Source organism: Ruegeria sp. AF7 (assembly GCF_056541885.1).
On record NZ_JBQFYX010000013.1, the window covers coordinates 18,766 to 42,867 of the forward strand.

Below are 24,102 nucleotides of genomic sequence, written 5' to 3' on the forward strand. Positions count from 1 at the left end.
GATTTACCCGTACGATCCTTGTTGCCTATGCGCGCTCGACCTTGCAGGCGCATTTCTTGAAGTCGGTCTCTTTCGACAGCGGGCAGGTCGCGTCCAGCGTCAGCTTGTTGGTCAACTGGCCTTCGTCGAACCACGGCATGAACACCAGACCGCGCGGCACCTTGTTGCGCCCACGGGTCTCGACCCGGCTGGTGACCTCGCCTCGACGGGTAGACAGAACAATCTCCTGACCCCGGCGCAGATCCCGGTCCTTGGCGTCCTGCGGATGCATGTAAACCACAGCCGCCGGGTAGGCGCGGTGCAGCTCTGGGACACGGCGCGTCATCGACCCCGAATGCCAGTGTTCCAGCACACGACCGGTGCACAGCCACAGATCATATTCCGCATCCGGTTCCTCGGCCGCAGGCTCGTAGGGCGCAAAGATGATGCTCGCCTTGCCATCCTTCTTGCCATAGAACTTCACGCCCGCGCCTTCGGGCACATAAGGGTCATAGCCTTCGCGGAAACGATACAGCGTTTCCTTGCCATCCACGACCGGCCAGCGCAGGCCACGGGCTTGGTGATAGGTTTCAAACGGTGCCAGATCGTGCGCGTGGCCGCGTCCGAAATTGGCATATTCCTCGAACAGACCCTTCTGAACGTAGAACCCGAAATGCTCGGATTCGTCGTTGTCAAAGCCCTCGGCAGTTTCCGACAGCGGGAACTTGTCGACGCTGCCATTGGCAAACAGAACCTCGTACATGGTCTTGCCGCGATGTTCCGGCATGGTGGCCAGCAACTCTTCGCCCCAGACCTCTTCAACGGTGAAACGTTTCGAGAATTCCATCACCTGCCACACGTCCGACTTGGCCTCGCCCGGTGCCTTGACCTGCTGCCGCCAGAACTGTGTACGGCGCTCGGCGTTACCATAGGCGCCTTCCTTCTCGACCCACATGGCGGTGGGCAGGATCAGGTCGGCGGACACGGCCGTGACGGTCGGGTAGGGGTCTGAAACGGTGATAAAGTTCTCGGGGTTGCGATACCCGGGATAACCTTCTTCGTTGATATTCGGTGCCGCCTGCATGTTGTTGTTGCACTGCACCCAATAGGCGTTCAGATCGCCATCCTTCAGCTTGCGGTGCTGCAGTACGGCGTGAAAGCCGGGCTTGGCCGGAATGGTACCCGCAGGCACATTCCAGGCGGTTTCGCAAATCTTGCGGTGCTCGTCATTCATGACAACCATGTCGGCAGGCAGACGGTGGGCAAAGGTGCCAACCTCACGCGCGGTTCCGCAGGCCGACGGCTGACCGGTTAGCGAGAAGGGCGAGTTTCCGGGCTCGGAAATCTTGCCCACCAGCAGGTGCACGTTATACATCAACGAGTTCACCCACGACCCGCGGGTATGCTGGTTGAACCCCATGGTCCATAGGCTCATGACCTTGCGGTTCGGGTCGGCATATTGCTGGGCCAGACGCTCCAACTTGTCCGCCGGAACACCGGACAACTCCGAAGTGTATTCCAGCGTGTATGCCGATACCGCCTCGGCATATTCCTCAAAGCTGATCGGCTCCATCTTGCCGACATTGGGGTTCGCGGCCTCTTGTTGCAGCGGATGATTGTCGCGCAGGCCATAACCGATATCGGTGGCGGTCTTGGTAATGTTGACGTGGTTCTTGACGAACTCTTCGTTCACCGCGCCATTCTGGATGATGTAATTGGCGATATAGTTCAGGATCGCCAGATCGGTCTGAGGGTTGAACACCATGCCATTGTCGGCCAGCTCGAACGAGCGGTGCTCGAAGGTCGACAGAACATGCACTTCGCATCCCGGCTTGGTCAGGCGCGTATCGGTCAGGCGCGACCACAGGATCGGGTGCATCTCGGCCATGTTCGACCCCCACAGAACAAACGTATCCGCGTGCTCAAGGTCGTCATAGCAGCCCATCGGCTCGTCGATGCCGAAGGTACGGATAAAGCCGACCACGGCCGACGCCATGCAGTGACGCGCGTTGGGGTCGATGTTGTTCGACCGGAACCCGGCCTTCATCATCTTGGCCGCCGCATAACCTTCCCAGACGGTCCACTGACCGGAACCGAACATGCCCACGCTGGTCGGGCCTTTCTTGGCCAGCGCCTCTTTCCACTTGGCCGCCATGACGTCAAAGGCTTCGTCCCAGCTGACCGGCTCAAACTCGCCGTTCTTGTCATATTCGCCGTTGGTTTTGCGCAAAAGCGGCGTGGTCAGGCGGTCCTTGCCATACATGATTTTGGACAGGAAATAGCCCTTGATACAGTTCAGACCCCGGTTGACCGGCGCATCTGGGTCGCCTTGCGTGGCGACTACGCGGCCATCCTTGGTGCCCACCAGAACCGAACAGCCTGTGCCGCAGAACCGGCAGGCGGCCTTGTCCCAGCGGATATCAGGCGCAGCGGCCTGAGCGCTGGCCGAACCAGCGGCCAGTGGGATGCCGGCAGCCGAGGCCGTGGCAGCCGCTGCGGACGCTTTCAGGAATGTACGACGGGATTCAGAGATGGTCATTGCATGGGCCTCCTGCTGGACGGTTGGCTTGGAGCATCAGGACGCGGAGCAACCTCCGCGGGATCTTCGAAATGGTGATAGGTCAGCGATAGCGAGATCACGCCGGGGATCTGGTGCAGATCCATGATGGTTTCCGAGGCCAGCCGGTCGGCTGTATCCTCGACAACCACGACGAACCGGCCATCCCCGGCCTCGGCATGAAGCTCGACGCCATCGGTGCCGGTCATCGCCGCGCGCGCGGCGTCGGTGTGATCGGGGGCGATGTGGACAAGACAGCCACAGATATTCATTGGGTCACCTCCGGGTGCAAAGGGGCGGGGCGGTGCATCGTGATGGCCCCGGCGGGGCAGGCGGCAGAACATGTGCCGCATCCGATGCAGGTTTCGGTTTCAAGCGCCGGTTCAGCCCGCCCGCCCAGTTGCAGGCGAAAGCGGATGGCTTCCTGTTCGCAAGTGTCCTGGCACAGGCGGCAGCTCACCCCGTTCATCGACAGGCAGCTTGCAGCCTCGATCCGTGCGCGCCACGGCCACTCTGCCACACGCTCGGGTAACAGCGCCGGGGTCGGACAAACCTCGGCACATGCACCGCATAAGGTGCAGCCGCCTGCAGAAAGACCCAGAACCGGAAAGCCGCTGTTGTCGAATGTGATGATGTCTTCCGGGCAGGCCCCGGCGCAGTCTTCGCAGCCGGTGCACAGATCGGCAAATCCTGTCACGCCCGCACCCGGCGGTCGGATCGCATCAGGATCCTCCCGTAGGATACGTGCGCTCAGAAATGCGCGTCTGCTGGTCAACTGGCTCATGGCTGGCGACTCGAGTGTGGATAGATTGGTTCGCGCCTATACTTCCTAGCGGCCTGAAGCGTCGCACGAATTGACTTATATCATATCTTTGCTGATTTTGTTGATCGGTTTTCGGTTTGTGGTCCTTCTCTATACGTTCAACTCGACCCGAGCCTGCGGGAAATGGCGCGCTATTTCAGTGGCTTGGCTGCCAGATGCCGCGCAAATTGCTGTGGACAGGCCATCTGCCACCACCGCGTCAGGGGCAGAAACCGAAACCGTTCTGTCCCGGTTTGCAGGCCCGTCCAGGGTGATGATGTGACCGAAACCTCGTCCCAGCCGCGTCCCCAGCGACGATGATGTTGCGACCGCGCGGTCACGCAGCGCGACCCGCTTCAGAACCCGCTGATCCGGCGCGGCCAACCCGACTTTCCACGGGGCGCCGTCGCCTCGTGTACCCATGGCGGCAACCTCTCCCATATCGACCAGAACATCACGCAAGCCAAAACCCCGCAGCAGCGCGGCGATCCGATCCGTGATGGCCCCTTGGGCGATACCGTTCAGCGTCAGGGCCGACTGGCCCGGCACCGGCAGCCGCACCGACGCAGCATCGAAAGACACCCGTTCCCAACCCACAGCAGCGCGGGCGGCAGCCAGATCTCCGGGGCCTGCCCCTGTTGCCAAAGCATACCACAGGGGCTGAATGCTGGGATCGAAAGCGCCGCCGGAGGCCTGATGCAGCGCACTGCTCAGGCTCAGCACATTCAACAGCTCAGGCGCGGGTGCGGTCAAAACACCGTCGCGGTTCAGGCGGCTCAGCTGTGACTGCGGACGGTACAGGCTGAAGATATCCTCCAGCCGGGTCACCTCACCCTCGACGGCGGCAATGATCGGTGCGGCCTCGACATCCGCCAGCCCAACCAGCCGCAGGCTGGCCGCAGCCCCAAGGGCTGTGCCGCGCCAATGCGCGTCCGAAGCCATGGCCGGGGTGGCCGCACAGGCAGCTGAAATGATCAGAAAACGGCGACGGGACAGGGCGGTCATACGGGGGTCTCCAATGTCAGATCAAGATCGACAGGGCCAAGCACTTCGGCGTCGGGAATGTCGGGCAGGCGCATCGCGGTCCCGCCATAGGTCTCCGCGAAAACCTGCGCATCGGCAGGATCAGCAAAGGGCACCACTTCGCGCGCCCCCATGCCACCTGCCACATCGGCACCAACGACAAAAGTCGCACCATCCGCAGCGATCCAGTTCGAAATCCCTGGCTGCCGCCAGCTTGGCGCGACACCCATATCGCTGACATATATGGCAGTGATATCCGCATCGCGCTCGGGGCTTTTCAGATAGGCCACCATGTCCCGCACCTGCGCGAAAAACAGCGGGGCCGGATAGCCTTCCAGATGAACCTGCCCCTTGGGGCCGCCATGCTCGGTGACATTCATCTGACAGAAATAGCTCAGCGCATCGGGTGTCAGATCGACCGGGTCAGGGGCCTCTGCCAGCTCTTCCTTGCAGGCCGCCAGTGCAAGCAATGCGATCAGGGCAAGATGCCTCATGGCTCGACCCTCCGGAAAGCCAGCCGGGCGAGGGCAAAGCCCAGCACCGGCCAGATCAGCAGCGACGCGGGTGCGGCCCAGACCGGCAGCGCCTGTGCGGCCCCGGTCATGCCCGAGGCCATGGCAACGCCTTCCGTCGCGGCGATGTTCCACAAACGGAACGCGTCGGCCGGGTTGGCCACCATCACCCATGGAAAGACGGATTGGGTGAATGCGCCGCCCTTGTCCATGACGACGGCCCCCAACAGGCCCAGATCATAAAGGACGACAAAAACCAGCCAAAGCCCGGCCGACAGACCCGCTGCCGCCGTGGCGCCCCTCGCCAAAGCGGACAGCAGGTATCCAAGCGCCAGAAACACGGCGCCCAGCAGGATCGAGGTCAGGATAAGTCGCACCAGCGCCATCAGGCTTTCCGGCCCCGCACCACCAAAGAACGCGGCTACCGCGCCTGCGGTGCCAAAACCCACGGTCATGGCAAAGGCCAGCGCGGCCAGATGGGCGCAGAACTTGCCCAACAGGATTTCCCCGCGTCCAGCCGGATAAGACAGCAGCAGCGACAGGCTGCCCCGGTCCACATCGCCCGCGATGGCATCGAAGGAAATCATCAGCGCCAGCAAAGGCGCAAGGTAAACCGACAGCGTGGTCATCGACGCGACCGAAACGGTCAGCATATCAACACCCAATGTGCCGGTGGGCGCGCTGCCCGCAAAGGTCAGCGCCAAGGCGAACAGCACCATGATCAGCGTGGCAACCAGCAGCCAGCGGTTGCGGCGCAGGATCAGCATTTCAGTTCGGGAAATGGCAAGGAAGCGGGTCATGTCCTCTCCTCCTGTGCGTAGTGGCGATAAAGGTCCTCCAGCTTGGGCGGTGTCATTTCCACATCCGCCACCGCATCGCCCAATCCGGCGATCCGGCGCAGGGCCTCCATCTTGTCTTCGGGTGTGCACAGCAGCTCGACCGATGCGCCGTTGATCCGGTTGCCGCCCAGTTCGGCGGCCAGGGCATCCGCATTGGCGCTGGCGCGCACCTTCAGGCGGATCGGCAGACCGGCCAGCGCCGACAGGTTGTTCAGCGTGTCATCGGCCACCATCCGACCCTTGCGCATGATGGCGATCCGGTCGGTGCGCGCCTCAACCTCGGTCAAGGCATGGCTGGCAATCAGCACGGCGGTACCCTGCGCGGCCAATTCGTCAATAATGGCATAGAGGTCCTGCCGCGAGATCGGGTCCAGGCCCGATGTTGGCTCATCCAGCAGCGCCACTTTCGGCTGTCCCAGCAGCACCTGCGCCAGCCCCAGACGCTGCCGCATCCCCTTGGAATAGGCACCGATCCGGCGGTCCAATGCGTCGCTCAGGCCAACGCGCTCCAACAGGCCGGGCACATCGGCTTTTGACCCGGACAGTTTTGCAAACAGCGTCAGCTGCTCGCGTCCGGTCAACGCCGGGTGAAACGAGACCGCCTCGGGCAGATAGGCCGTATCCCGCCGCGCCTGCGCGCTGCCGGGGGTGGCGCCCCCGATCCGAATGGCTCCGTCCCGAATGGGCGTCAGGCCAAGGATGGATTTGATCAGGGTCGACTTTCCCGCGCCGTTATGGCCCAGCAGCGCCACGCGCTGACCGGGGGCAAGGGACAGGGTGATATCGTCAAGAACGCGGGTTTTCCCCCGGTTCTTGCAAACATGGTCAATTGACAGGGCCTTATCCGTCATGAGGCACCTTTTTCATAGCTGGGGGTTCAGGGGCTTGCATCAATGGGTTGCTGTCCATCACACCCCCCGGCAACAACGCCGGGAAGGCCGATTGCGACCAGCGCACCAGCTGCACGGCAGGCGAGCCGAGCAGCAATTTGGCTGCGGGTTGGGTCCACAGCACATGGTCCATACTGTCATTGGGTCGATAGGGGACATCGGCGATGCCGTTGCCATCCACATCATAGGCGGCAAAATCGGACCAGTAATTGCCGCGCCCGTCCTCGGACCACTCGACCCACTTGGTCGAGACATATTTCACCTGCGTCCGGTTTCCGATGAATGAATTGCCAACAATGCGGTTGCGTTCGCTGCCAGCGGTAAAGTGGATACCGATGCCACATCCCTCGAACCAGTTGTCGGTGAATTCGTTCTTGTTCGAGTTATACAGGAAAGTGCATTTTTCCTTGGCACCTTTCACCACATTGCCGGTGATGACGCTCTTGTTGGCATAGTTCAGCATCACGCCATGTTCGCGGTCCCCGATCGAGATATTGTTGGCGACCCGCACATTGGTCGTGAACATCACCGCATAGCCCAGATCGTTGCCGATCGAGACATTGTCGCTGACAACCGAGTCGTCGGCATACATGTAGTGAACGGCAAACCGCAGATCGCGGAACAGGTTGCCGGTAAAGGTGTTCTTCTTGGACGAATTCACAAAGATCCCGTCGCGCCCATAGCGGATGTCATTGCCTTCAACCACCGCACCCGGCGCGTTCCAGACATAGACACCATTGCCGCGCGCGTTCATATGGCGATCCTGTCGCCCTTCAATCCGGTTGCGTCGTACGATGCTGTCCTGCGCACCGTGGATGTCGATGCCGTAAAGATTGCCCAGCAGCACGTTATCCTCGACCACCGGCGCGCGCGCCGTCTTGGTCAGCTGGATGCCGCTGTCGATGCCGTCATGATCCGAGCCTGATCCGATCACCGTCAGCCCGCGCAGGGTCACGCCCGGCCCGGTCACTGTGATCACGCTGCCTTGGCCTTGGCCGTCGATGGTGGCCTGTCCCAGCCCGTCGAGGGTCACGGGCCGGTCCAGAACCAACTGCTCGACGTAAACGCCGGGGCTCAGGCGAAGGGTGTCCCCATCCGCCGCCTGCGCCAGTATCTCGTTTATGGCCCCCGCCCGGTTGGGCACATCCCAATCCGCCGCCCAAAGGGGCGAGCCGAGCAGGAGCGGTATGAGCAGGGGCCAACGCATGTTTATGCGCTCCGCGGCTCAACAAACATCCGGCCGCGCATCTCCATGTGCAGCGCGTGGCAGAACCACTGGCAATAGAACCAGTGCACGCCCGGCCGGTCGGCAATGAACGTGACCGAGGCGGTGGCCTGCGGTGCAACTTCCATCGCGATACCGAAGTTCGACAGACAGAAGCCGTGGGTCACATCGTCCACGTCGTCCAGGTTGGTGACATAGACGGTCACCTCGTCACCCTGTTTGACGGTGAACTTCTCCATGCTGAACACGGGCGCGGTCGAGGTCATGTAGACCCGCACCTTGTTGCCATCCCGGATCGGCTCCTCGGCACCTTCGTCCAGATCGACACCGTCAGCGGCAGCCTGCGCGCGCGCCTCTTCCCACATCGGGTCGTTGCGGTCCCAGACGTTGACCGGGTTCACCTTGGACCGGTGAACAATGATCGAGTCATGCGGCTCGGCAAAGGTCGGGCCGTCATGGACCACCTTCATCTTGTCGCCGGAAATATCGATCAGCTGCTCATTCTCGGGCTTCAGAGGACCCACGTTCAGGAAGCGGTCTTTCGAGAACTTGTTCATCGAAATCAGCCACTTGCCATCGGCTTCGGCAGTTTCACCCATCGAGGTCGAGTTGTGGCCCGGCTGGTAATGCACGTCGACCTTGTCGACGATCGGGTCAACATCGGCACCCGCATAGGCCTCGATCGCCTTGGCGATGTCCCACTTCACCACCTGGCTGTCCAGGAACAGGGTGGTATAGGCGTTGCCCTTGCCGTCGAATGCCGTGTGAAGCGGGCCAAGGCCCAGCTGCGGCTCGGCGACAACAGCGGAACGCGGATCGGCGTTTTCGCTGAACAGCGCATCGACCTTTTCCACATCGATCACGGATACAGTCGGCGACAGCTTGCCGTTGATCATGATGTGTTTCTTGTCGGGTGCCGCATTCACACCGTGTGGCGAGTTCGGGATCGGGATGTACCGGGTCAGGTTTCCACCCGCCTCTTTACGCCCGTCCACGACCTTGACGCCGTTCAGTTCCTGATAGTTCCCGGCCGCTACGGCTTCTTCGATACCTTTGAGGTTGAACACGACCACATGGTCCAGCTCGTTCTCGGTCATCTCGGCCAGGTTCATACCCATTTCCGAGTTATACGAGGTCGAGAAGGCGTATTTGCCCTGATAGTCGCAGTCGGTGTTGTCGAGGTTGCCCGACACCATCACCTGCCATGCAACTTCCATGCTGTCGCCGTCGATGGCGGTAAAGATGTTCACATATTGCGACGGATCATCAAGGATCTGGCCGTCATTGACCAGCGGGGCCTCGTGCTCACCATTGGCAAAGACATAGCCGGTGCGCGGGAATTTCTGCGGACGCAGGCCGTGGATGTCATGCGCGTTCGGGATCTCGATGATCTTGTCGCATTTCATCACGTCACAACGCACACGGGCCACGCGGGTGTTGGCCTTGTCGTTCATGAACAGATAACGGCCATCATAGGTGCCGTCGGTGAACGACATATGCGGGTGGTGCAGGTCGCCGTTGTCATAGGTGACCTTGCCGTTTGCAGCCAGGAATTCCTTGGTTTCAGGCAGCAGGCCTTCGGTCAGAACCTTCAGCGACTCGTTGGTCTGGCCCCAGCCCGTGGCCGAGCAGCGGTTGAACACCGGCACCCGCATCAGCTCGCGCATGGACGGCACGCCCAGAATGCGCAGCTCGCCAGTCTGGCCCGACGACCAGAAGCCGTAATATTCGTCCAGCTCGCCCGGTTCCAGATGCTGCTTGGCGGCAGCGCTGGCCTCTTTCGCGGTCATCAGGGTCGATCCCAGACCGGTCCCGGCGATGACGGCACCGGTGGCAGTGGCCCCCAGCATTCCGCGGCGCGTGATGTTCAGTTTGTTTTCTTGGTCCGACATGGTCGTTCCTCCTTTTTAGGAAACGGTTTTCGGTTTGGCGTTCGGATGGTTCGCCGGTGGTTGCCCGAGGGGGGTCTTAGGTGTGACCGACCCGGTCTTGGCCCGCCGTTTCAGTTGGCGGATAACGACGGGACATTTGTCCTCGGACTGATAGAGCACCTGACAATGCAGGCAGGTGACGCACTCGTTCGGATTGATCTCACCGGTGGGGTGGATCGCCTGAACGGGGCATTCATTGGCGCAGGTCTGACAGGGCGTGCCACAATCGTTGTAGCGGCGCAGCCAGTCGAACATGCGGATACGGGCAGGGATCGCCAGCGCTCCGCCCAGCGGGCAAAGATAGCGGCAATAGAACCGTTCAACGAACAGCCCGATCCCCAGCAGGACCAGCGCAAAGACCACAAACGGCCAGTCGCGCATGAATTTCAGAATGATCGCGGTCTTGAACGGCTCGATCTCGGCATATTGCTCGGCCAGCGGGATCGATACGAAACTCAGGCCAAAAAGACCCAGAAAGATCATGTATTTCGCAGGCCAGAGACGCTCGTTCAGGCCCCAGGGCAAAGTCCATTGCGGCACTTTCAGCGCCCGCGCGATCTTGTTGGTCAGCTCCTGAAGCGCGCCAAACGGGCACAGCCATCCGCAATAGGCCCCACGACCCCAGAACAACAGGGCTGCGGCCACGGCAAACCACTGGATAAAGACCAGCGGATCCAGCAGGAACGCATCCCACGAGAACCCCGTGCGCAAACTGCCCGCCAGCGCCATCAGGTTCACCACGCTCAGCTGTGCATTGGCATACCAGCCGATGAAGAACAGGGTTATCGTCAGGTACCCGATGCGGAACCAGTAGAAGACGCGCGCATTCATCGTGGCGTGGAACTGGAAGAAGAACGTGGCCGTCAGCACCAGCAGCATGACACCAAGCCCGGCGATCTCGACGGTGCGATCCTTCCAGATGCGCTGCCACAGGGCGGCCTTGGCGGCCGCTTCGCCTGTTGCATCATCCACGACCGAAGGCGCGGTGACGGGCAACAGGTACTGTTCCGGCAGTTTGTATCCCAGATCGAAGGTCAGAAAGGTCTTTTCAACCGCCCCGACGGCACGCTGCACCAGCAATTGCAGGCGGAACGGCTCGGCCGGGTCAAACTCGGCATCAGCGGGAATCTTGAAGATATCCAATTCGGTAAAGCTGGGGGCATCTGGCGCGGCAACCTCACCCAGACGGCGCTGCTGCTTGTCAAAGAACCGCACCGAGCTGTCGCCCTGGATCAGTTGAATCCGGTCAAAGATCCCACCCCGGACATAGCCCGAGCCCTTGAAGCTATAGGCCCCGCGCCCCAGAACCAGAATGGCCTGTTCACCTTCGTCCAGCCAGTTGGTCAGGTTCTGGTATTCAGCCTCACCCAGCAGCGACTTGCCGATAGACGGGACCGAAACAAGCGCCATGTGCATGTCGATGAAGGTGTCATCCGGCGCGCCCGGTTCGGGTCGCTTGATCGCGCGCTGATCCCCGGTGGCTTCAAAGGCGGCATTGACCTGCCCGACATCCAGCGTCATCCGCCGGACCGAGCCGTCTCCAGACAATGTGGTCCAGTCGTAAATGGCATCCTGCGCCATATCGACTTCGCGCTTCGGACCTCCAGCCTGCACCGGAGACAATCCGCCCAGCCCCAGCGCGCGGGCCACTTTGATCCCTCCGCGCACAAGGCTGTCATCGATCACCATGATCGTCACGGTCGCACCCGAGATAATGTCTAGGTCATGCCCCTCACCCCCGGTCTCGGCCTCTCGTTTCAGGTCAAGTCCCGCATAGCCTTCGGTCAGTTCCACCATCCGGGAATTGGGAATACCGATCAGCACGATGGGTTCGGAATGCTTGACCAGCTGAACACCGGTCAGAACAGCATCCGCGTCGATGGCGGCAACCACGTGAATGGGTTTGCCGGAATATCCGGTCGTACCGACAAAGTCCGAAGTCAGAAAAGCCCACGCGATGGTCTCGGCACCCCGAAGGACCGGGGCAACCTTCACGTCGCTGCGTACCGGGCCAAACGCGTCGGCACCCGGGGCCAGGTCAGCCGGATCGATGTCAGGAAGAAAGCTGGCAAGACTGTCGGCGCGTGCACTGATTGCGACACCGCAGGACAGAATGAGGGCCAGAAGGAAATGGATTGCGCGACTTATGACCACGGCGCACCTCCGATCAATTGGGTGGACGCCATGGACGCGCGCGGGGCGCGTTCAGATTCTTCTAGGGTCGTGAACGGGGGCCCCCGGGTTTCGGGCCACAGGTGTTTGGGGCTGTACAAAATGCACTGCCCCCCATGTTCAAAACGTACATTTTGAACATTTCCGACGCTTGCGGGCTGCAAAGCGCCCGGCATCGGTGCTGACACCGTCACCGCACAAAGCGCACAGTCCGCGCATTTCGGGCAGGGCGCGGTTGGATCGTTGTCGCCTTCTTCTTCAAGGTCAACTTGAACCCAGACCGCGCCCGCCTCCGAGCAGATCTCCACCCACATGCTCTCACCGGGACTCGCCAGAACCGGGCCAAGCATTTGCAACAACAGAAGGAAAATACCTGCCAGTCCACACGCCGCACGTAACGCGCGATCAGGGAGGGTGTGGAAGGAGTTAAAGGCAGGCATGGAGAATCCAACTCGGTATTCTTTCCCGAGTCGTAGGCGGTTTTCCCTGTCCGATACTTGACTTTCGTCAGGCCTTTGGAATTTCCCTTCAGCCGTCCGCTTCGTCCATCAACCCACGCACCCATCGCCCCGCCAACCAGGACGCGGGTATGCCCAAAGGTATTGACCAAAGGATCGCTGGAACCGGTCCAATCACCCCGAAACCGGCGCTGTGCAGGATCAGCCCGGCCAGAAACAGGTTGATGGCCACGGTCAACATGGTGGCTGGATAAAGCAGAATGGCCAGTTTCCAGACCGGCCATTTGCCCTCAGTGGCTGGTGCCTTCCGAGAAGGTGATTTTGTTCCAGACATTGTACTTCCCAGACGGTTTACGCATCGGCAAGCGGCGCACTTCTTCCAGCGTCTGCGCATCATAAACGATCACCGCGCCGTCATCTTCCCAGATCGAGACCAGCGCGTGGCGGCCATCCTTTGTGAATTCGACATGGGCCACGGTCTTGCCCGGGGCAGGGCGCAAAGTCTTTACGATTTCAAGGCTTTGCTTGTCTATCACATGCATGGCGTCCTTGTTGGGACCAAAGAAGACATCGGCCCAGACGTAAGGCGAATTCTCGTGGCTCCGCATGAAGAAGCCCGGCCCTTCGGTCTTTATCCGCTTGATAGTTTCCCAAGTCCCCATGTCGATCACCGACACCGTGCCGTCGGTCAGATGCGGTGTGGCCATGACGGTCGTATCGCCATGCTTCCACGTAATCCCCGAGCCCAGATGCGGCATCCCCGGCAAGTCCAGATCGGCCACCTTGTGCCCAATAACAAGGTCGATCACCTGTCCGCCCTTGCCATCGCGCGCGGCACCCATCACGTATTCATAGCTTTGATCGAAAAAGAAATCGTCCAGATAGTCGGGCGTGGTGATCTTGCGCACCGGGAAGGGGTCGGGGTTCTTGAACTGCCCTTCGATGCGGAAGTCGTGACCCAACCCGGATTGCGGCGGGTTGGCTCCGTAAAAGACCTCCCAGATCTCGGGAACATCCTTGAGCGCCAGAACAAAGCTCTCGCGCGGGGGGGCCTGATACACCGCGGATACGCGGCTGGATTTCCCCGCTTTTCCTTTGATCGCAATGACTTTTGCCACCGACAGGTCTTCGGTCGACAGCAAGGTCAGACTGTTGGGCAAATAATTCGCGACGGCCAGCCACTTGCCGTCGCCGGACATTGCGATGTTTCGGCTGTTAAGCCCCGCCCGTACGCGCCCCACCTGTTGCAGGGCCCAAATGTCGTATTTCTGAACCCAGCCATCCCGGGACATGATGAAAACGTAACGCCCACCCGGGCTGAACTTCGGCCCGCCGTGAACCGCAAAAGGTGTCTCGAACCGGTCCAGAACCTGAAACGTGTCACCATCCAGCACACTGACGTGATGGTCCCCGGTTTCTACCACCAGAGTGATGTTCATCGGATCGCTGGCCCACACTGGCGCATCAACCGGGATATAACCGTCATCCAGCGTGCGGCTGTCCATGATATGGGCCTCGCCCCATTCGGGGTCGGTTTCCAGCGGTGATTTCAACCAGCCGGCCAGCTCTTCAATCTGCAAAGCATCGAGTTCGTGCGAGAAAGCAGGCATTTGCGTCGCCGCGCGCCCTTCCGCAATCACCGCCGCGATACGCGGCCCACGCATGCGTTGCAGCGTCTCTGGGATCAGTGCCGGGCCCACACCGCCCAGGCGGTTTTCACCGTGGCAGGACGCACAATGCTCGGCATAATCCGTTGGTGCATCCGCCCAGGCACCACCGGCGCCCAGTACAGAACACATCAACACGACCTTCATCTTAAAAAAAATACTCCCGCCGGAGGCTCCGTTACGTGTCTCTGGCGCCCATGTCGAAGGTTCAGAGCAGACAGGATCAAAAGAACTGATGCGCCGGATCATGGCTTTTCCCCCGGAACGGCGTAACCCGCAGGCGCTCACCTGCGTCGTCAACACCGATTTCTTCGTTTGTCAGGTAACAGGCCGGATCTTCGGCCCAGGGATCACCGGTCAGTTGCAGGGCCCGGATGCGGGTGTTGCCACCGCAGACATCCTTTAGCTCACAGGCCCCACAGCGCCCCTTGAGGGGGCGCGGACGCGTGCGCAGCATGGCCAGCATCGGATCGTCGCTGGTCCAAAGTTCGGAAAACGATGTCGTCTTAACGTTGCCGACTGTGTAATCAGACCAGTAGGTGTCAGGATGAACCCGGCCCAGATTATCGATATTGGCCACACCTAAACCGCTGGAATTTCCTCCCCAAGCGGCCAGGTGCTCGCGGACATGCGCAGCCTTCTCGGTGTCGAAATGCGTGCGAATCCAGTTCAGGAAATACCCCGCATCTGCGTCATTGTTGCCAGTCACGATATCCAGCGGGCGACCGCCCAAGGCAGCCTCCCACGCGCGCTCCAACAGCAGATCCATTCCCTTGCGGGTGCGCTGATGCTCGGCATCTTCACCACGGTTCTTGTCACCGCGCCCGGCATAAACCAGATGCGAAAGGTAGAACTTGTCGACGCCCTCGTCGTCGCATAGCTGAAGCAGGTCCGGCAGGTGATGCTGCGTGCCTTCGGTCAGGCAAAACCGCAAGCCAACCTTGATGCCGCGCCTCTTGCATTCACGCACACCGCGCAGGGCGTCTGCAAAAGCCCCTTCAACACCGCGGAACCAGTCATTCGTGGCCCCGATCCCATCCAACGAGATGCCAACATAGTTGAATCCGACATCGGCAATCATGTCGGCGGTCTCATCATGAATTCGTGTCCCGTTGGTCGACAGCGCCAGCATCGGCACAAGGTTTCGGGCACGTTTGGCAATGTCGAAGAAATCGAACCTGTCCAGTGGTTCCCCACCCGAGAGGATCAGGGCCGGGACGCGAAACTGGCCCAGATCCTCAAGGGTTACCATGGCTTGCTCGTGGCTGAGCTCGCCCGGGAACGCAACATCCGCCGAGACGGTATAGCAATGACGGCACTTCAGATTGCAGCGCCGCGTCAGGTTCCAGATCACCACCGGCTTCACAGGGCCGGGGCGGCGTTTTCGCACGGGGGTCGGTTTGACCAGCTGGTGCATGTATTCGGTCAGGCGAAACATCGTCTCAGCCTTTCTTTTTCAGGCGCAAACCGGTCTTTTTCAGGATGCGCGTGGAATAGAGGATATCCTTGGCCCGGCAGGCGTCACCCAGGATCACAGTGATCTGGGCGCGTTTTTCCTCGACTTCATCCCGATCCGAACCGTGAACCATGGCAAACAGGTTATAGGGCCAGTCGGGCAAGGCGCGCGGGCGTTCATAGCAATGGGTGACAAAGGGTAGGGCACCGATCTGAGCGCCCAATTTGGCGATGCGGTCATCTTCGACATCCCAGACAGTCATGCCGTTCGAGGTCATGCCAAGCTTGTAGTGGTTGGGGGCGGCCGCGATGCGGCGGATTACGCCGCGCGCTTTGAGAGCTGACAGCCTCTCAAGCAGATCGGCTTCCTGCATCCCCAGATCATCAGCAAGCTGAGCATATGGAGCAGAAACCAGAGGCAATCCGCCCTGTAGCGCTTGGATAATCTGTCTGTCTGTTGCGTCGATCATGCCGCCACCCGAAAGCCGATGTAGAATTCCTGAAGTTTGGGGAAACAAAGAACCTCGATCCCCGTTTCCCGTTCGATTGCATCGGCTGTGGCCCTGATGCCTTCGGGCGTTTCAGTGGCCAGTACGAACCACATGTTCAGCCGGTGCGTGCGTTCATAATTATGGGCAACCTCGGGGTGTGCATTGACTTTGGTCACGACGGCTTCAAATTCTCCGGCTGGAACGGCCATCGCGCAGAGGCAGAAGGCACCGCCCATTGCAGCGGCATCGAAGAACGGCCCAAAACGTGTGATGACGCGTGTCTCTTTCATGCGCGTCAGGCGCGCCAGCAATTCGGCCTCGGACAGGTCAAGTTCTTTGGCGACTGTTGCGTAAGGATGTGAAACCAGTGGCAGATCGTCCTGCATACGGTTCAGGATCGCACGGTCAGTTTGGTCCAGCGTCATGCGGCGACCTCCTTGGTTTGAATCAGCGCACCGGTCTGCTTGAAGCAGCGGGTTGAGAACAGAACCTTGTTCCGTGCACCCGTCAGTTCGGGCAAGGCCGTCGCACGGGCCAGTACGTCCAATGCTTCGCTGCGGGACCGCGCGTGGATCATGGAATACAGGCGATATGGCCACACACCGGGCACCGGGTTGCGCTCGTAACACAATGTCACACCGGGGAAAGCCGCCAAAGCGGGGCCGGCTGTGTCGATCTGCTCTGCTGGCAAGTCCCAGACAACCATCGCATTGGCCGACCAGCCAAGCGCCCGGTGACGTACGATGACACCCAGCCGCGAAATGATACCGGCAGCGTGCAACGCGATGATCCGCGCCATCACCTCATCAACGTCCCGGTTCAGCGAATGTGCCAAAGCTGCATAAGGTTCGGCGACCAGAGACAGTCCCGAGCTGAGCGTTTGCAGTAGACATCGATCGCCGTCGCGCATGGCGGATGCATCCACCTGACGCGCTGTGGGCACCTTTTTGATCCCTCCGATCATGCGGAACCCAAGATCAACGTTGAAAGGGCGCACCAGCCGCAAATCCAGTACCAGCAGCCCGGTGACCCGGCTGATCCGTGCGAGGGTAGCATCCACATGCGCCCGATCCGGGCCGGTAGCGACGAACCAGAGGTTCCAAGCGTCCTCGCGCTGATAATTGTGGTTTACACCCGGCTCGGCGTCGATCAGGGCGGCAACCTCTTCCAGCCGCTCCTCCGGGACGGACACTGCTGCCAGCGTACTGGCCGTCACCACGCCGGGTGTGATGGTTGCGCCAACCCGCGTGATGCGGCCTGTGGTGCGCATTCTGGTCAGGCGGTGGATGACTTCGCTTTCGTCCAGTTCAAGAGCGGTTCCAAGAACCTGAAACGGGCGTTCGGTCACCGGGAAATCACGCTGAAATTCATCCAGCAAGCGGCGGTCGATCGGGTCTGTAATGTGTTGCATAACTTACAGACCCGTTTTGTGCGCACGCGCAGTAAAGAAGATACCCGACGGGCTTTCGGCCTCGATCTCACGTAGTTTTTCGAAGCTACGCGTGTCATAAACCATGACCTTGTTCGCATCGCGCACACTGATCCAGACCTCGTGCCCGCGCGGTGTGAATTCCATGTGCAAAACGGCAGGGCCGGGCTTGAATTCGTGGATGATCTGTTTGCTGACGGTATCGATGACCTGAATGGTATCGTTCAGCGGGTGGGCAAAGTTAACCCAGACCTGCCGCCCGTCCGGGCGGGCCATGGCAAAAACCGGCTGTCCGTAGGTTTGCGTGCGTCCGGTCTCGGTCAGGGTGGTGGCGTCGATCCACAAAACCTCGTGGTGGCCAACGGCGGGCAAGACAAATTCGGACCCTGTCAGCGCCCAACCTTCCAGATGGGGCATCTTGTAGACCGGCATTTCCTCCTGACCATGGCCATAGCCGGGTAGAACGCGGATCGGTTCCGGGTTGTCGGACCACAGATCAAGCGCGGTCAGACCATCCTCGCCAAACAGGCCGGTGATATAGGTGCGGCCATTGGCAGTGATCAGCGCGTCATAAGGGTTCTTGCCGATATCGGGGATCTTGGTGATCTCGGGCGTGCCTTGTGCGAAATCCGCGATCCATGTCTCACCCGTGTCCCACATGGTGAAAACGAAACGGCGACCCGGCGCGTCGACCAGACCAATCGTTTTGCTGCCGGTGGGAATGTCAGCCACCATCTCCAGCGTTTGCGCATCAAACACGCGCACACCGCCGGGTTCATAATTCGATACAGCTACAAGGGCTCCATCGTCCGAGATTGCGCCGCCAATGGCGTTTCCGGATTGCACAACACGGTTCACGATCTGGCGGGTGACGATGTCAACCTTGGTCAGGCCTCCGTCACGGCCAAAGACATACGCAAAACGTTCATCCGGTGAATAGACCAACGAGGCGTGGGACAGATCGCCCAATCCTTCTATCCGGGCCAGAGCTGCACGGTCGGACTGGTCCACCAACAGGACCGATCCGCTGGCACGTTCGATCACCAGCCCAAGGTCTCCTGTCGCCATCGGCTCGGCCTGGGCCGTGGTCATCATCAATGTCGCCGCAAGGCTGAGGATAAGGTGTTTCATTGTGCCTCCTGTTCCAGCAGGTATCGGGCAATCCATTCGGCCTCTTCTTCGCTGATCAGGGGCCGCCACGGGGGCATCGCCGTATCGGGGATGCCGTCAAGGATGACGCCGGTCAAAACCTCGGCGTCATAATGCTCCAGTGTTTTCGAGCGCAGATCAGGCCCCAGGCCGCCTTTCAGCGATAACCCGTGGCACGAGCCGCAATCCTGATGCACTAGTCTTTTCAGTGCGTTGGGATCAATGACATCCGCAGCAAAGGCGGACGTTGCGGCCAGAACCGCAGTTGTCAGAAAGGTTCGGGCGATCCACCCCTTGTGGCCGGGCACATTTCTGTTCGGTGCGGGACACGGCACACGATTTCTGCACCCTAGCTTAGCCATGGGCCCGTTCCAGAATGTCCGCCACGGGCTGTTCGGCGTAAAGTGAGACAACTTTGCCGATGATGAAAAGCGTTGGTGCCTTCAACCCGGAGGTGCGCACGTCGTTGGCCAATTGGTCCAGCCGTGACACCTGCCGGCGTTCATCAGGTGTCGTCGCATTTCCGATGGCCAGAACCGGTGTTGATCCCGGTAGGTTTTCGGTCATCAGCCCCATGGCGATCTGGCCGATATTGGCCACACCCATATAGACCACCAGTGTCGTGTCCGGGTCGGCCAGGCGTTTCCAGTCCAGATCCAGCACTTTGTCAGCCTGCCGGTGTCCGGTGACATATTGAACCGAGGTGGCCAGACCGCGATGGGTCAGCGGCACGCCGGTCGAACAGGACGCGCCCTGCGCCGCCGTGATCCCCGGTGCGTATTCGACTGCCACGCCATGGGCCATCAGATAAGCGGCTTCTTCCGAGCCGCGGCCAAAGATCATCGGATCGCCACCTTTCAGACGGGCGACCGTGTGACCTGCGCTGGCCTCTTCCAGAAGGATTTCGTTGATCCGGTCCTGTGGGACGGTGTGGCATTTGGGCGCTTTCCCAACAGGGATCAGCCGCGCGCCTTCGGCGTGCAGATTCAGGATATCAGCAGACACCAGCCTGTCATAGACCACCACATCTGCTTCCTGCAGCATTCGCAGGGCACGCAGCGTCATCAGTTCGGGGTCGCCGGGGCCTGCACCAATCAGAAAAACCTTACCGCTCATGTTCAAACTCGCTGGGTCTGAATGTCTTCGAAACCCGGGGTTTCCTGCGCGAATCCAATGCTTTTGCGGGACGTTGCTGGGTAGGCCGGGCGTGTCATGAGGGCAGATTGGCGCAATCGAAAACCAACCTCCTTGACATAAGTTAAGGAGCGCGGGATTTGCGCCCGCGCCCCTCTGTTCAGCCTATGAAAACACCCGGGATCAGGGCTCGACAGTGATCATCCCGATCATGTTCTGTGTCTCCCAATGGGGCCCGCAGAGATAATCCTGAGGGCCGGGTGTCAGGAAGGTCATTTCGACCGTTTCTTCCGGGAACAACCGGTCGCTTTCGGGTTCGCTGCCATCTTTCAGCAACACACTGTGGCTGGTGCGCTTGTCGACATTCACCCATCGGACAGTTGTACCTGCCTTTACGGTCAGTTCGAACGGGCAGAAATTGTAGTTGTACATCAAAACCACTTTGGCGTCCTCGACCGAGGCCGAGGGGTGGCCGAACAGCTCGACATAACGTTCTTCGGCTTCGGCGCAGATCTCGGCGGTTTCATCAGACCAGGCTGGCGCGGCAAGAAGCAGCAGCGCGGGAAGAAGGCGGTGGGGTTTCATGGTCCATGTCTCCTTTCCAAAGTAATTGGGGCCGGGAGAACCGGCCCCAAACTGTTATTGCTTGACCACGTTGATAAACGCGCTGTCATCGTCCAGCGCTAGGCTGGTATCCAGCGTTACGTGGTGGAACCGTGCGGCGGCAAAATCATCATGGATTGCAAAACCGACCGTATAGGTTTGACCGGCCTCCAGCGGAACATCGCCGGGTGCGCCTGAGTTCAGCGGACGTGTGAAAACAACCGTCCACATGCCACCAGACAGGTTTGCCGAGGCTGCAATCTCACCATCATTGACCACCCGCTGTTCCAGCAGATAACCATTTGTGGCACTGCCGTCCGCGTAGACACGCATCAGGTCAAGATAGGTACCGTCAGCCAGATACTGCTCGATTTGTTCGGCGGCCTGCAACTTGTCCCAACCGCCCAAAGCCTTGCCGCCTCGACCTTTGATCTCGATCTCGGTGCGGCTTTCGCTGAGGTACTTGGTCACGGTGTCCTGAGCGGTCAGGCGACCGGAAACATCCCCGTTTGCGGCAATTGCATCGGCCTCAGGCGCAAAGGGCATATAGGTGTTGTCGGCGTGGCACGACGCCCAGCACCCGACCTGATCGCCCAGCTCGATACCGGTTCCGGTGATCATCATAGCGACCTTGATCTGGTTTTCAGGATCCATTTTGCCGCCATCGACAAACGGAGCAGGGTTGTGCCCCGCATCCGGCCATTGCAGACGGATGTACAGGTTTTCGTCATCATGTGCCGCCTGAACGGTTGCGTCGATCACACCGCGTTTGCCGGGGATCGGAGTGGGTTCCAGCTCGCCACCGGCAACGATCTTGTTACCAATCGCATCCAGTTCCTTGGCATGACAGGTCGAACATTGATCGCCACCTTTGGTCAGCGGACGGGCCCCGCCATGGGTTTTTCCGTTCTGCACCCATTCAAACGACGCCTGGCCTGGATAGAACAGTTTCAGGTCCGCACTGGCCACCGCATTCCAGTCGATGTTGGCACCGACATCGCCGCTTTCACTGCTGGCAGGTGTTGCCGAACCATCGGTTGCAGCCGTTGCCCGCTCTTCCGCGACGGCCGCATCAACTGCTGCCGCAATCTGGGCCTGAACGGCCTCCTGCTGGGCTTTCTTTGCAGCTTTTTCGGCCTCGGCGTCGGCAGCTTCCTTGGCTTCGATCCGCTCAAGGCTGGCAAGGTATTCTGGCGGAATTGGCCGGATGAAGGCCGGGTTTGGCGCTTCAAGCTCTTCCAGATACTCGTCGGTTGCGCGGTCTCGGATGTTCGAGTGGGCTATGCCCTTGTGGCAGTCGATACAAGTCTGACCGGTTTCCATTGCGTTCAGGTGCTGCTGACGCGCACGGGGACGCTGGAATTCGGGCATCATCGATTCAAAGTCATGGCAGTTTCGACACTCGCGCGAGTCCGTTGCTTTCATCCGCTCCCACTCATTCATGGCAAGATGAATGCGCTTGGCTTCGAATTTCTCGCGGGTGTTGATGGTACCGACCACCTTTCCATAAAGCTCTTTCGAGGCTTTTATTTTGCGGATGATCTTGTGGGTCCAGTCCTTGGGTACGTGACAGTCCGAGCAGACCGCACCAACGCCCGAACGGTTCACGTCGTGGATCGTGCCCTGGTATTCCGCATAAACAAAATCCCGCATCTCGTGGCACGAGACACAGAATTCCTTGGTATTTGTGGCTTCCATGGCGGTGTTGAACCCACCCCAGAAGATGATGCCGGCGGCAAAGGCCGCAGCAATGCCGGCCACGGGCATTCCCCACAGGAAATACCGGCGCCAGATCGGTTTTTTCTTATCCGGTTCGGAAGTCATATCCGGGCTCCGTTTTGGCTGTCTTGTCTGGCCTTGGGTGGCAGGCCGGTGAGTTTGGCGGATCTGTCAAACGAGGAAAGGGCGGGCGAGGGGCCCGCCCTTTCCGGTTTAGGTTGCGAACCCCTCAGGTGACGTGGTTCGACCGGTTGTGGACATTGAACTTGCCGGTTGGCGCGTAAAGTCCGTCAATCCGACCGATCTCTTCCAATGTCTTGGCGTCGAAGATCACAATCTGACCGTTGGGTTCCTTCGAGTCCGACAGGTTCCACTTGGAAACCCAAACCTCGGTACCATCGGCGTTGAATTCGAAGTGAACAGCGGCGCTGCCTTCGTCTTCGGTGATCTGAATGGTTTTCACGATCTCGCCTGTCTCTTTCGAGATGACCTGAACCGATTGCTGAATTTCCGGCTCGGGGTGTTTGGTCTGGTCAGCCCAGATGTAGTCCGAGTTCGGATGGGTACGGACAAACAGGCCGGGGCCGTCGGTTTCCACCTCGTAACAAGTTTTCCAGGCCTGATCCGGGTGACCTTCTGGGTCGTTGCCCCAGACTGTCACGGTACCGACACCCAGGTGGGTAGTACCCGCCACAGGTCCGCAGTTCGGGTCAATCCAGTTGGCGCCCGGACCGGGGTGCGGCAGAGCAGCGGTGTCGATCATCGCCTCAAGCTTGTGCGTTTCGGTATCGACAACGACCATCTTGTTGGATGCGTTTGCCGCGATCTGGAAGTACCGGCCTGTCGGGTCGAAGAACCCGTCATGCAGGAACTTGGCGCTGTCGATCTTGTCGATCCGCAAATTGTCGAGGTCGGTGTAGTCAACCTGCCAGAGCTGACCCAGCTCTTTCACGGCAACAATCCATGTGGGTTCATTCGGTGTGGTGTAGATGGCGGCCACACGGCTTTCTTCCACATATTCACCGTCCACGTTGGTTCCGCGCGTCGAAACGACTTTCAGCGGTTCCATGGTCTGCGCGTCAACGATTGCGAAATGCGGCGGCCAGTATCCCCCACCGATGACGTATTTACCGTCACCCGACACGGCAACATCTCGCGCGTCATAGGCAATCTTGACTTCTGAAACCAGCATCTTGTCCGGCGTTTGCCAGAGGTCGATCTTGGTCATCTTGCCGTCACGGCCCATTGTGTACCAGAAACGTCCGGGCGTTTCGGGTTCGGTGATGTTGTGATGCTCTGAAGCTTTCAGGACGTGCACGGCATAGCCGGTCGGAATATGCGTCAGCACTTCTTTCGTGTCACCGTCGATGACGGCGACCTTGCCCACATCGCGTTCGATGACGACAAAGAAGTTTTCCCAGTTGCGGCCGTGAAGCGGCTCGGTCGGGTAGTCTGCTTCTTCGACGTAAACCTTGCGGGTTGCCTTCATCTGTTCCAGCGACATTTCAGGCGGCTTTGGGGCCTCCATCATGATGTAGGTCGCCATATCCTTGATTTCCTGCTCGGACATGATGTCCGAGAAGTTGTTCATCCCGCCTTCAGTTCCCCAGGCGATGATTTTCTCAAGGCGTTCCTGACCCAGTTTCAGGGTGCCGCCTTCGGTTACGGTGCCGTCGGCTGCGGTCTTCTTCCAATGCGGCTCCAGGTTTTTACCGGTAGCGCCTTTGCGCAAAACCCCGTGGCAGCCTGCACATTGTTCAAAGTACAGTTGTTTCGAAGCTTCAAAGGCTTCGTCGCTAAGTGTTGGCTCGTCGGCAAAAGCTGGAGCAGCGACGCTGCCCAACAACATTGCCAATCCGACCCCAAAAGCGCGGCCGGTCTTGTTGTAGCTGATTCCAAGTGACATGATCACTCTCCATTTGCGTGGTGAGGCAATGCGGAGACTGATCCATCACGGGATTGTCATCCTTGACCAAAGTCAACGGGCGCGGCGCTAACTTCGTTCTTTGGGCAAAAACCAGACGCAGATTTCAGCAATAAAACCTGTTTTTTTCGCACATGTTTTTG

Annotated in this window: 22 protein-coding genes; all 22 read right to left on the reverse strand. The window is 59.9% G+C overall.

The annotated features are described in order from the left end of the window. Positions 1-25: 25 nt before the first annotated feature. Positions 26-2,518, reverse strand: a complete 2,493-nt coding sequence (gene napA, locus ACR0AP_RS16400) for a nitrate reductase catalytic subunit NapA (protein ID WP_480507883.1) — start codon at positions 2,516-2,518, stop codon at positions 26-28. Next, complete coding sequence (locus ACR0AP_RS16405) at positions 2,515-2,808, reverse strand: chaperone NapD (RefSeq protein ID WP_480507885.1); 294 nt, start codon at positions 2,806-2,808, stop codon at positions 2,515-2,517. The genes napA and ACR0AP_RS16405 overlap by 4 nt, the downstream gene beginning before the upstream one ends. After that, positions 2,805-3,320 carry a ferredoxin-type protein NapF gene (gene napF / locus ACR0AP_RS16410; RefSeq protein ID WP_480507887.1) on the reverse strand — a complete coding sequence of 172 codons (516 nt, stop codon included), beginning with the start codon at positions 3,318-3,320 and terminating at the stop codon, positions 2,805-2,807. The genes ACR0AP_RS16405 and napF overlap by 4 nt, the downstream gene beginning before the upstream one ends. Before the next feature lie 129 nt (positions 3,321-3,449). Beyond that, entirely contained in the window at positions 3,450-4,343 is an 894-nt protein-coding gene (locus tag ACR0AP_RS16415) for an FAD:protein FMN transferase (RefSeq protein WP_480507889.1), read from the reverse strand. Next, entirely contained in the window at positions 4,340-4,855 is a 516-nt protein-coding gene (locus ACR0AP_RS16420) for a nitrous oxide reductase accessory protein NosL (RefSeq protein WP_480488743.1), read from the reverse strand. Before ACR0AP_RS16420 ends, ACR0AP_RS16415 begins: the two co-directional genes overlap by 4 nt. Further along, positions 4,852-5,673 carry an ABC transporter permease gene (locus ACR0AP_RS16425; protein WP_480484300.1) on the reverse strand — a complete coding sequence of 274 codons (822 nt, stop codon included), beginning with the start codon at positions 5,671-5,673 and terminating at the stop codon, positions 4,852-4,854. Before ACR0AP_RS16425 ends, ACR0AP_RS16420 begins: the two co-directional genes overlap by 4 nt. Then, a complete protein-coding gene (locus tag ACR0AP_RS16430; protein WP_480507891.1) occupies positions 5,670-6,563 on the reverse strand; it encodes an ABC transporter ATP-binding protein in 894 nt (297 codons plus the stop codon). The genes ACR0AP_RS16425 and ACR0AP_RS16430 overlap by 4 nt, the downstream gene beginning before the upstream one ends. Further along, positions 6,553-7,809: a nitrous oxide reductase family maturation protein NosD gene (locus tag ACR0AP_RS16435; RefSeq protein ID WP_480484302.1), complete on the reverse strand. Its 1,257-nt coding sequence runs from the start codon at positions 7,807-7,809 to the stop codon at positions 6,553-6,555. The genes ACR0AP_RS16430 and ACR0AP_RS16435 overlap by 11 nt, the downstream gene beginning before the upstream one ends. A 2-nt stretch (positions 7,810-7,811) precedes the next feature. After that, the gene (gene nosZ / locus ACR0AP_RS16440; RefSeq protein WP_480488737.1) at positions 7,812-9,719 is read right to left on the reverse strand and encodes a TAT-dependent nitrous-oxide reductase; all 1,908 of its coding nucleotides are present in this window, start codon (positions 9,717-9,719) and stop codon (positions 7,812-7,814) included. A 15-nt stretch (positions 9,720-9,734) separates the two neighbouring features. Beyond that, positions 9,735-11,912 carry a 4Fe-4S binding protein gene (locus ACR0AP_RS16445; protein WP_480507893.1) on the reverse strand — a complete coding sequence of 726 codons (2,178 nt, stop codon included), beginning with the start codon at positions 11,910-11,912 and terminating at the stop codon, positions 9,735-9,737. A gap of 546 nt (positions 11,913-12,458) precedes the next feature. Next, positions 12,459-12,722 (reverse strand): hypothetical protein, encoded by a 264-nt coding sequence (locus tag ACR0AP_RS16450; protein ID WP_209507042.1) that lies wholly within the window; start codon positions 12,720-12,722, stop codon positions 12,459-12,461. After that, entirely contained in the window at positions 12,679-14,187 is a 1,509-nt protein-coding gene (locus tag ACR0AP_RS16455) for a cytochrome D1 domain-containing protein (RefSeq protein WP_480507895.1), read from the reverse strand. Before ACR0AP_RS16455 ends, ACR0AP_RS16450 begins: the two co-directional genes overlap by 44 nt. Positions 14,188-14,278: 91 nt before the next feature. Further along, positions 14,279-15,493, reverse strand: a complete 1,215-nt coding sequence (nirJ, locus tag ACR0AP_RS16460) for a heme d1 biosynthesis radical SAM protein NirJ (protein ID WP_480507897.1) — start codon at positions 15,491-15,493, stop codon at positions 14,279-14,281. 4 nt (positions 15,494-15,497) lie between these two features. Beyond that, on the reverse strand, positions 15,498-15,980 hold the full coding sequence (gene ahbB / locus ACR0AP_RS16465) for a siroheme decarboxylase subunit beta (protein WP_480507899.1): 483 nt from the start codon (positions 15,978-15,980) through the stop codon (positions 15,498-15,500). Further along, positions 15,977-16,426: an Lrp/AsnC family transcriptional regulator gene (locus ACR0AP_RS16470; RefSeq protein ID WP_480477381.1), complete on the reverse strand. Its 450-nt coding sequence runs from the start codon at positions 16,424-16,426 to the stop codon at positions 15,977-15,979. The genes ahbB (ACR0AP_RS16465) and ACR0AP_RS16470 overlap by 4 nt, the downstream gene beginning before the upstream one ends. Beyond that, positions 16,423-17,412, reverse strand: a complete 990-nt coding sequence (gene ahbB / locus ACR0AP_RS16475) for a siroheme decarboxylase subunit beta (RefSeq protein WP_480507901.1) — start codon at positions 17,410-17,412, stop codon at positions 16,423-16,425. The genes ACR0AP_RS16470 and ahbB (ACR0AP_RS16475) overlap by 4 nt, the downstream gene beginning before the upstream one ends. A gap of 3 nt (positions 17,413-17,415) precedes the next feature. Further along, on the reverse strand, positions 17,416-18,561 hold the full coding sequence (locus ACR0AP_RS16480; protein ID WP_480507903.1) for a cytochrome D1 domain-containing protein: 1,146 nt from the start codon (positions 18,559-18,561) through the stop codon (positions 17,416-17,418). Beyond that, positions 18,558-18,887 (reverse strand): c-type cytochrome, encoded by a 330-nt coding sequence (locus ACR0AP_RS16485; RefSeq protein WP_480507905.1) that lies wholly within the window; start codon positions 18,885-18,887, stop codon positions 18,558-18,560. Before ACR0AP_RS16485 ends, ACR0AP_RS16480 begins: the two co-directional genes overlap by 4 nt. A gap of 46 nt (positions 18,888-18,933) precedes the next feature. Next, on the reverse strand, positions 18,934-19,695 hold the full coding sequence (gene cobA, locus ACR0AP_RS16490; RefSeq protein WP_480507907.1) for a uroporphyrinogen-III C-methyltransferase: 762 nt from the start codon (positions 19,693-19,695) through the stop codon (positions 18,934-18,936). 201 nt (positions 19,696-19,896) lie between these two features. Beyond that, positions 19,897-20,298, reverse strand: a complete 402-nt coding sequence (locus ACR0AP_RS16495; protein WP_480484312.1) for a cupredoxin domain-containing protein — start codon at positions 20,296-20,298, stop codon at positions 19,897-19,899. 54 nt (positions 20,299-20,352) lie between these two features. After that, positions 20,353-22,140 carry a NapC/NirT family cytochrome c gene (locus ACR0AP_RS16500; protein WP_480507909.1) on the reverse strand — a complete coding sequence of 596 codons (1,788 nt, stop codon included), beginning with the start codon at positions 22,138-22,140 and terminating at the stop codon, positions 20,353-20,355. Positions 22,141-22,264: 124 nt separating this feature from the next. Then, complete coding sequence (locus ACR0AP_RS16505; protein ID WP_209597150.1) at positions 22,265-23,941, reverse strand: cytochrome D1 domain-containing protein; 1,677 nt, start codon at positions 23,939-23,941, stop codon at positions 22,265-22,267. Between the last annotated feature and the right edge of the window lie 161 nt (positions 23,942-24,102).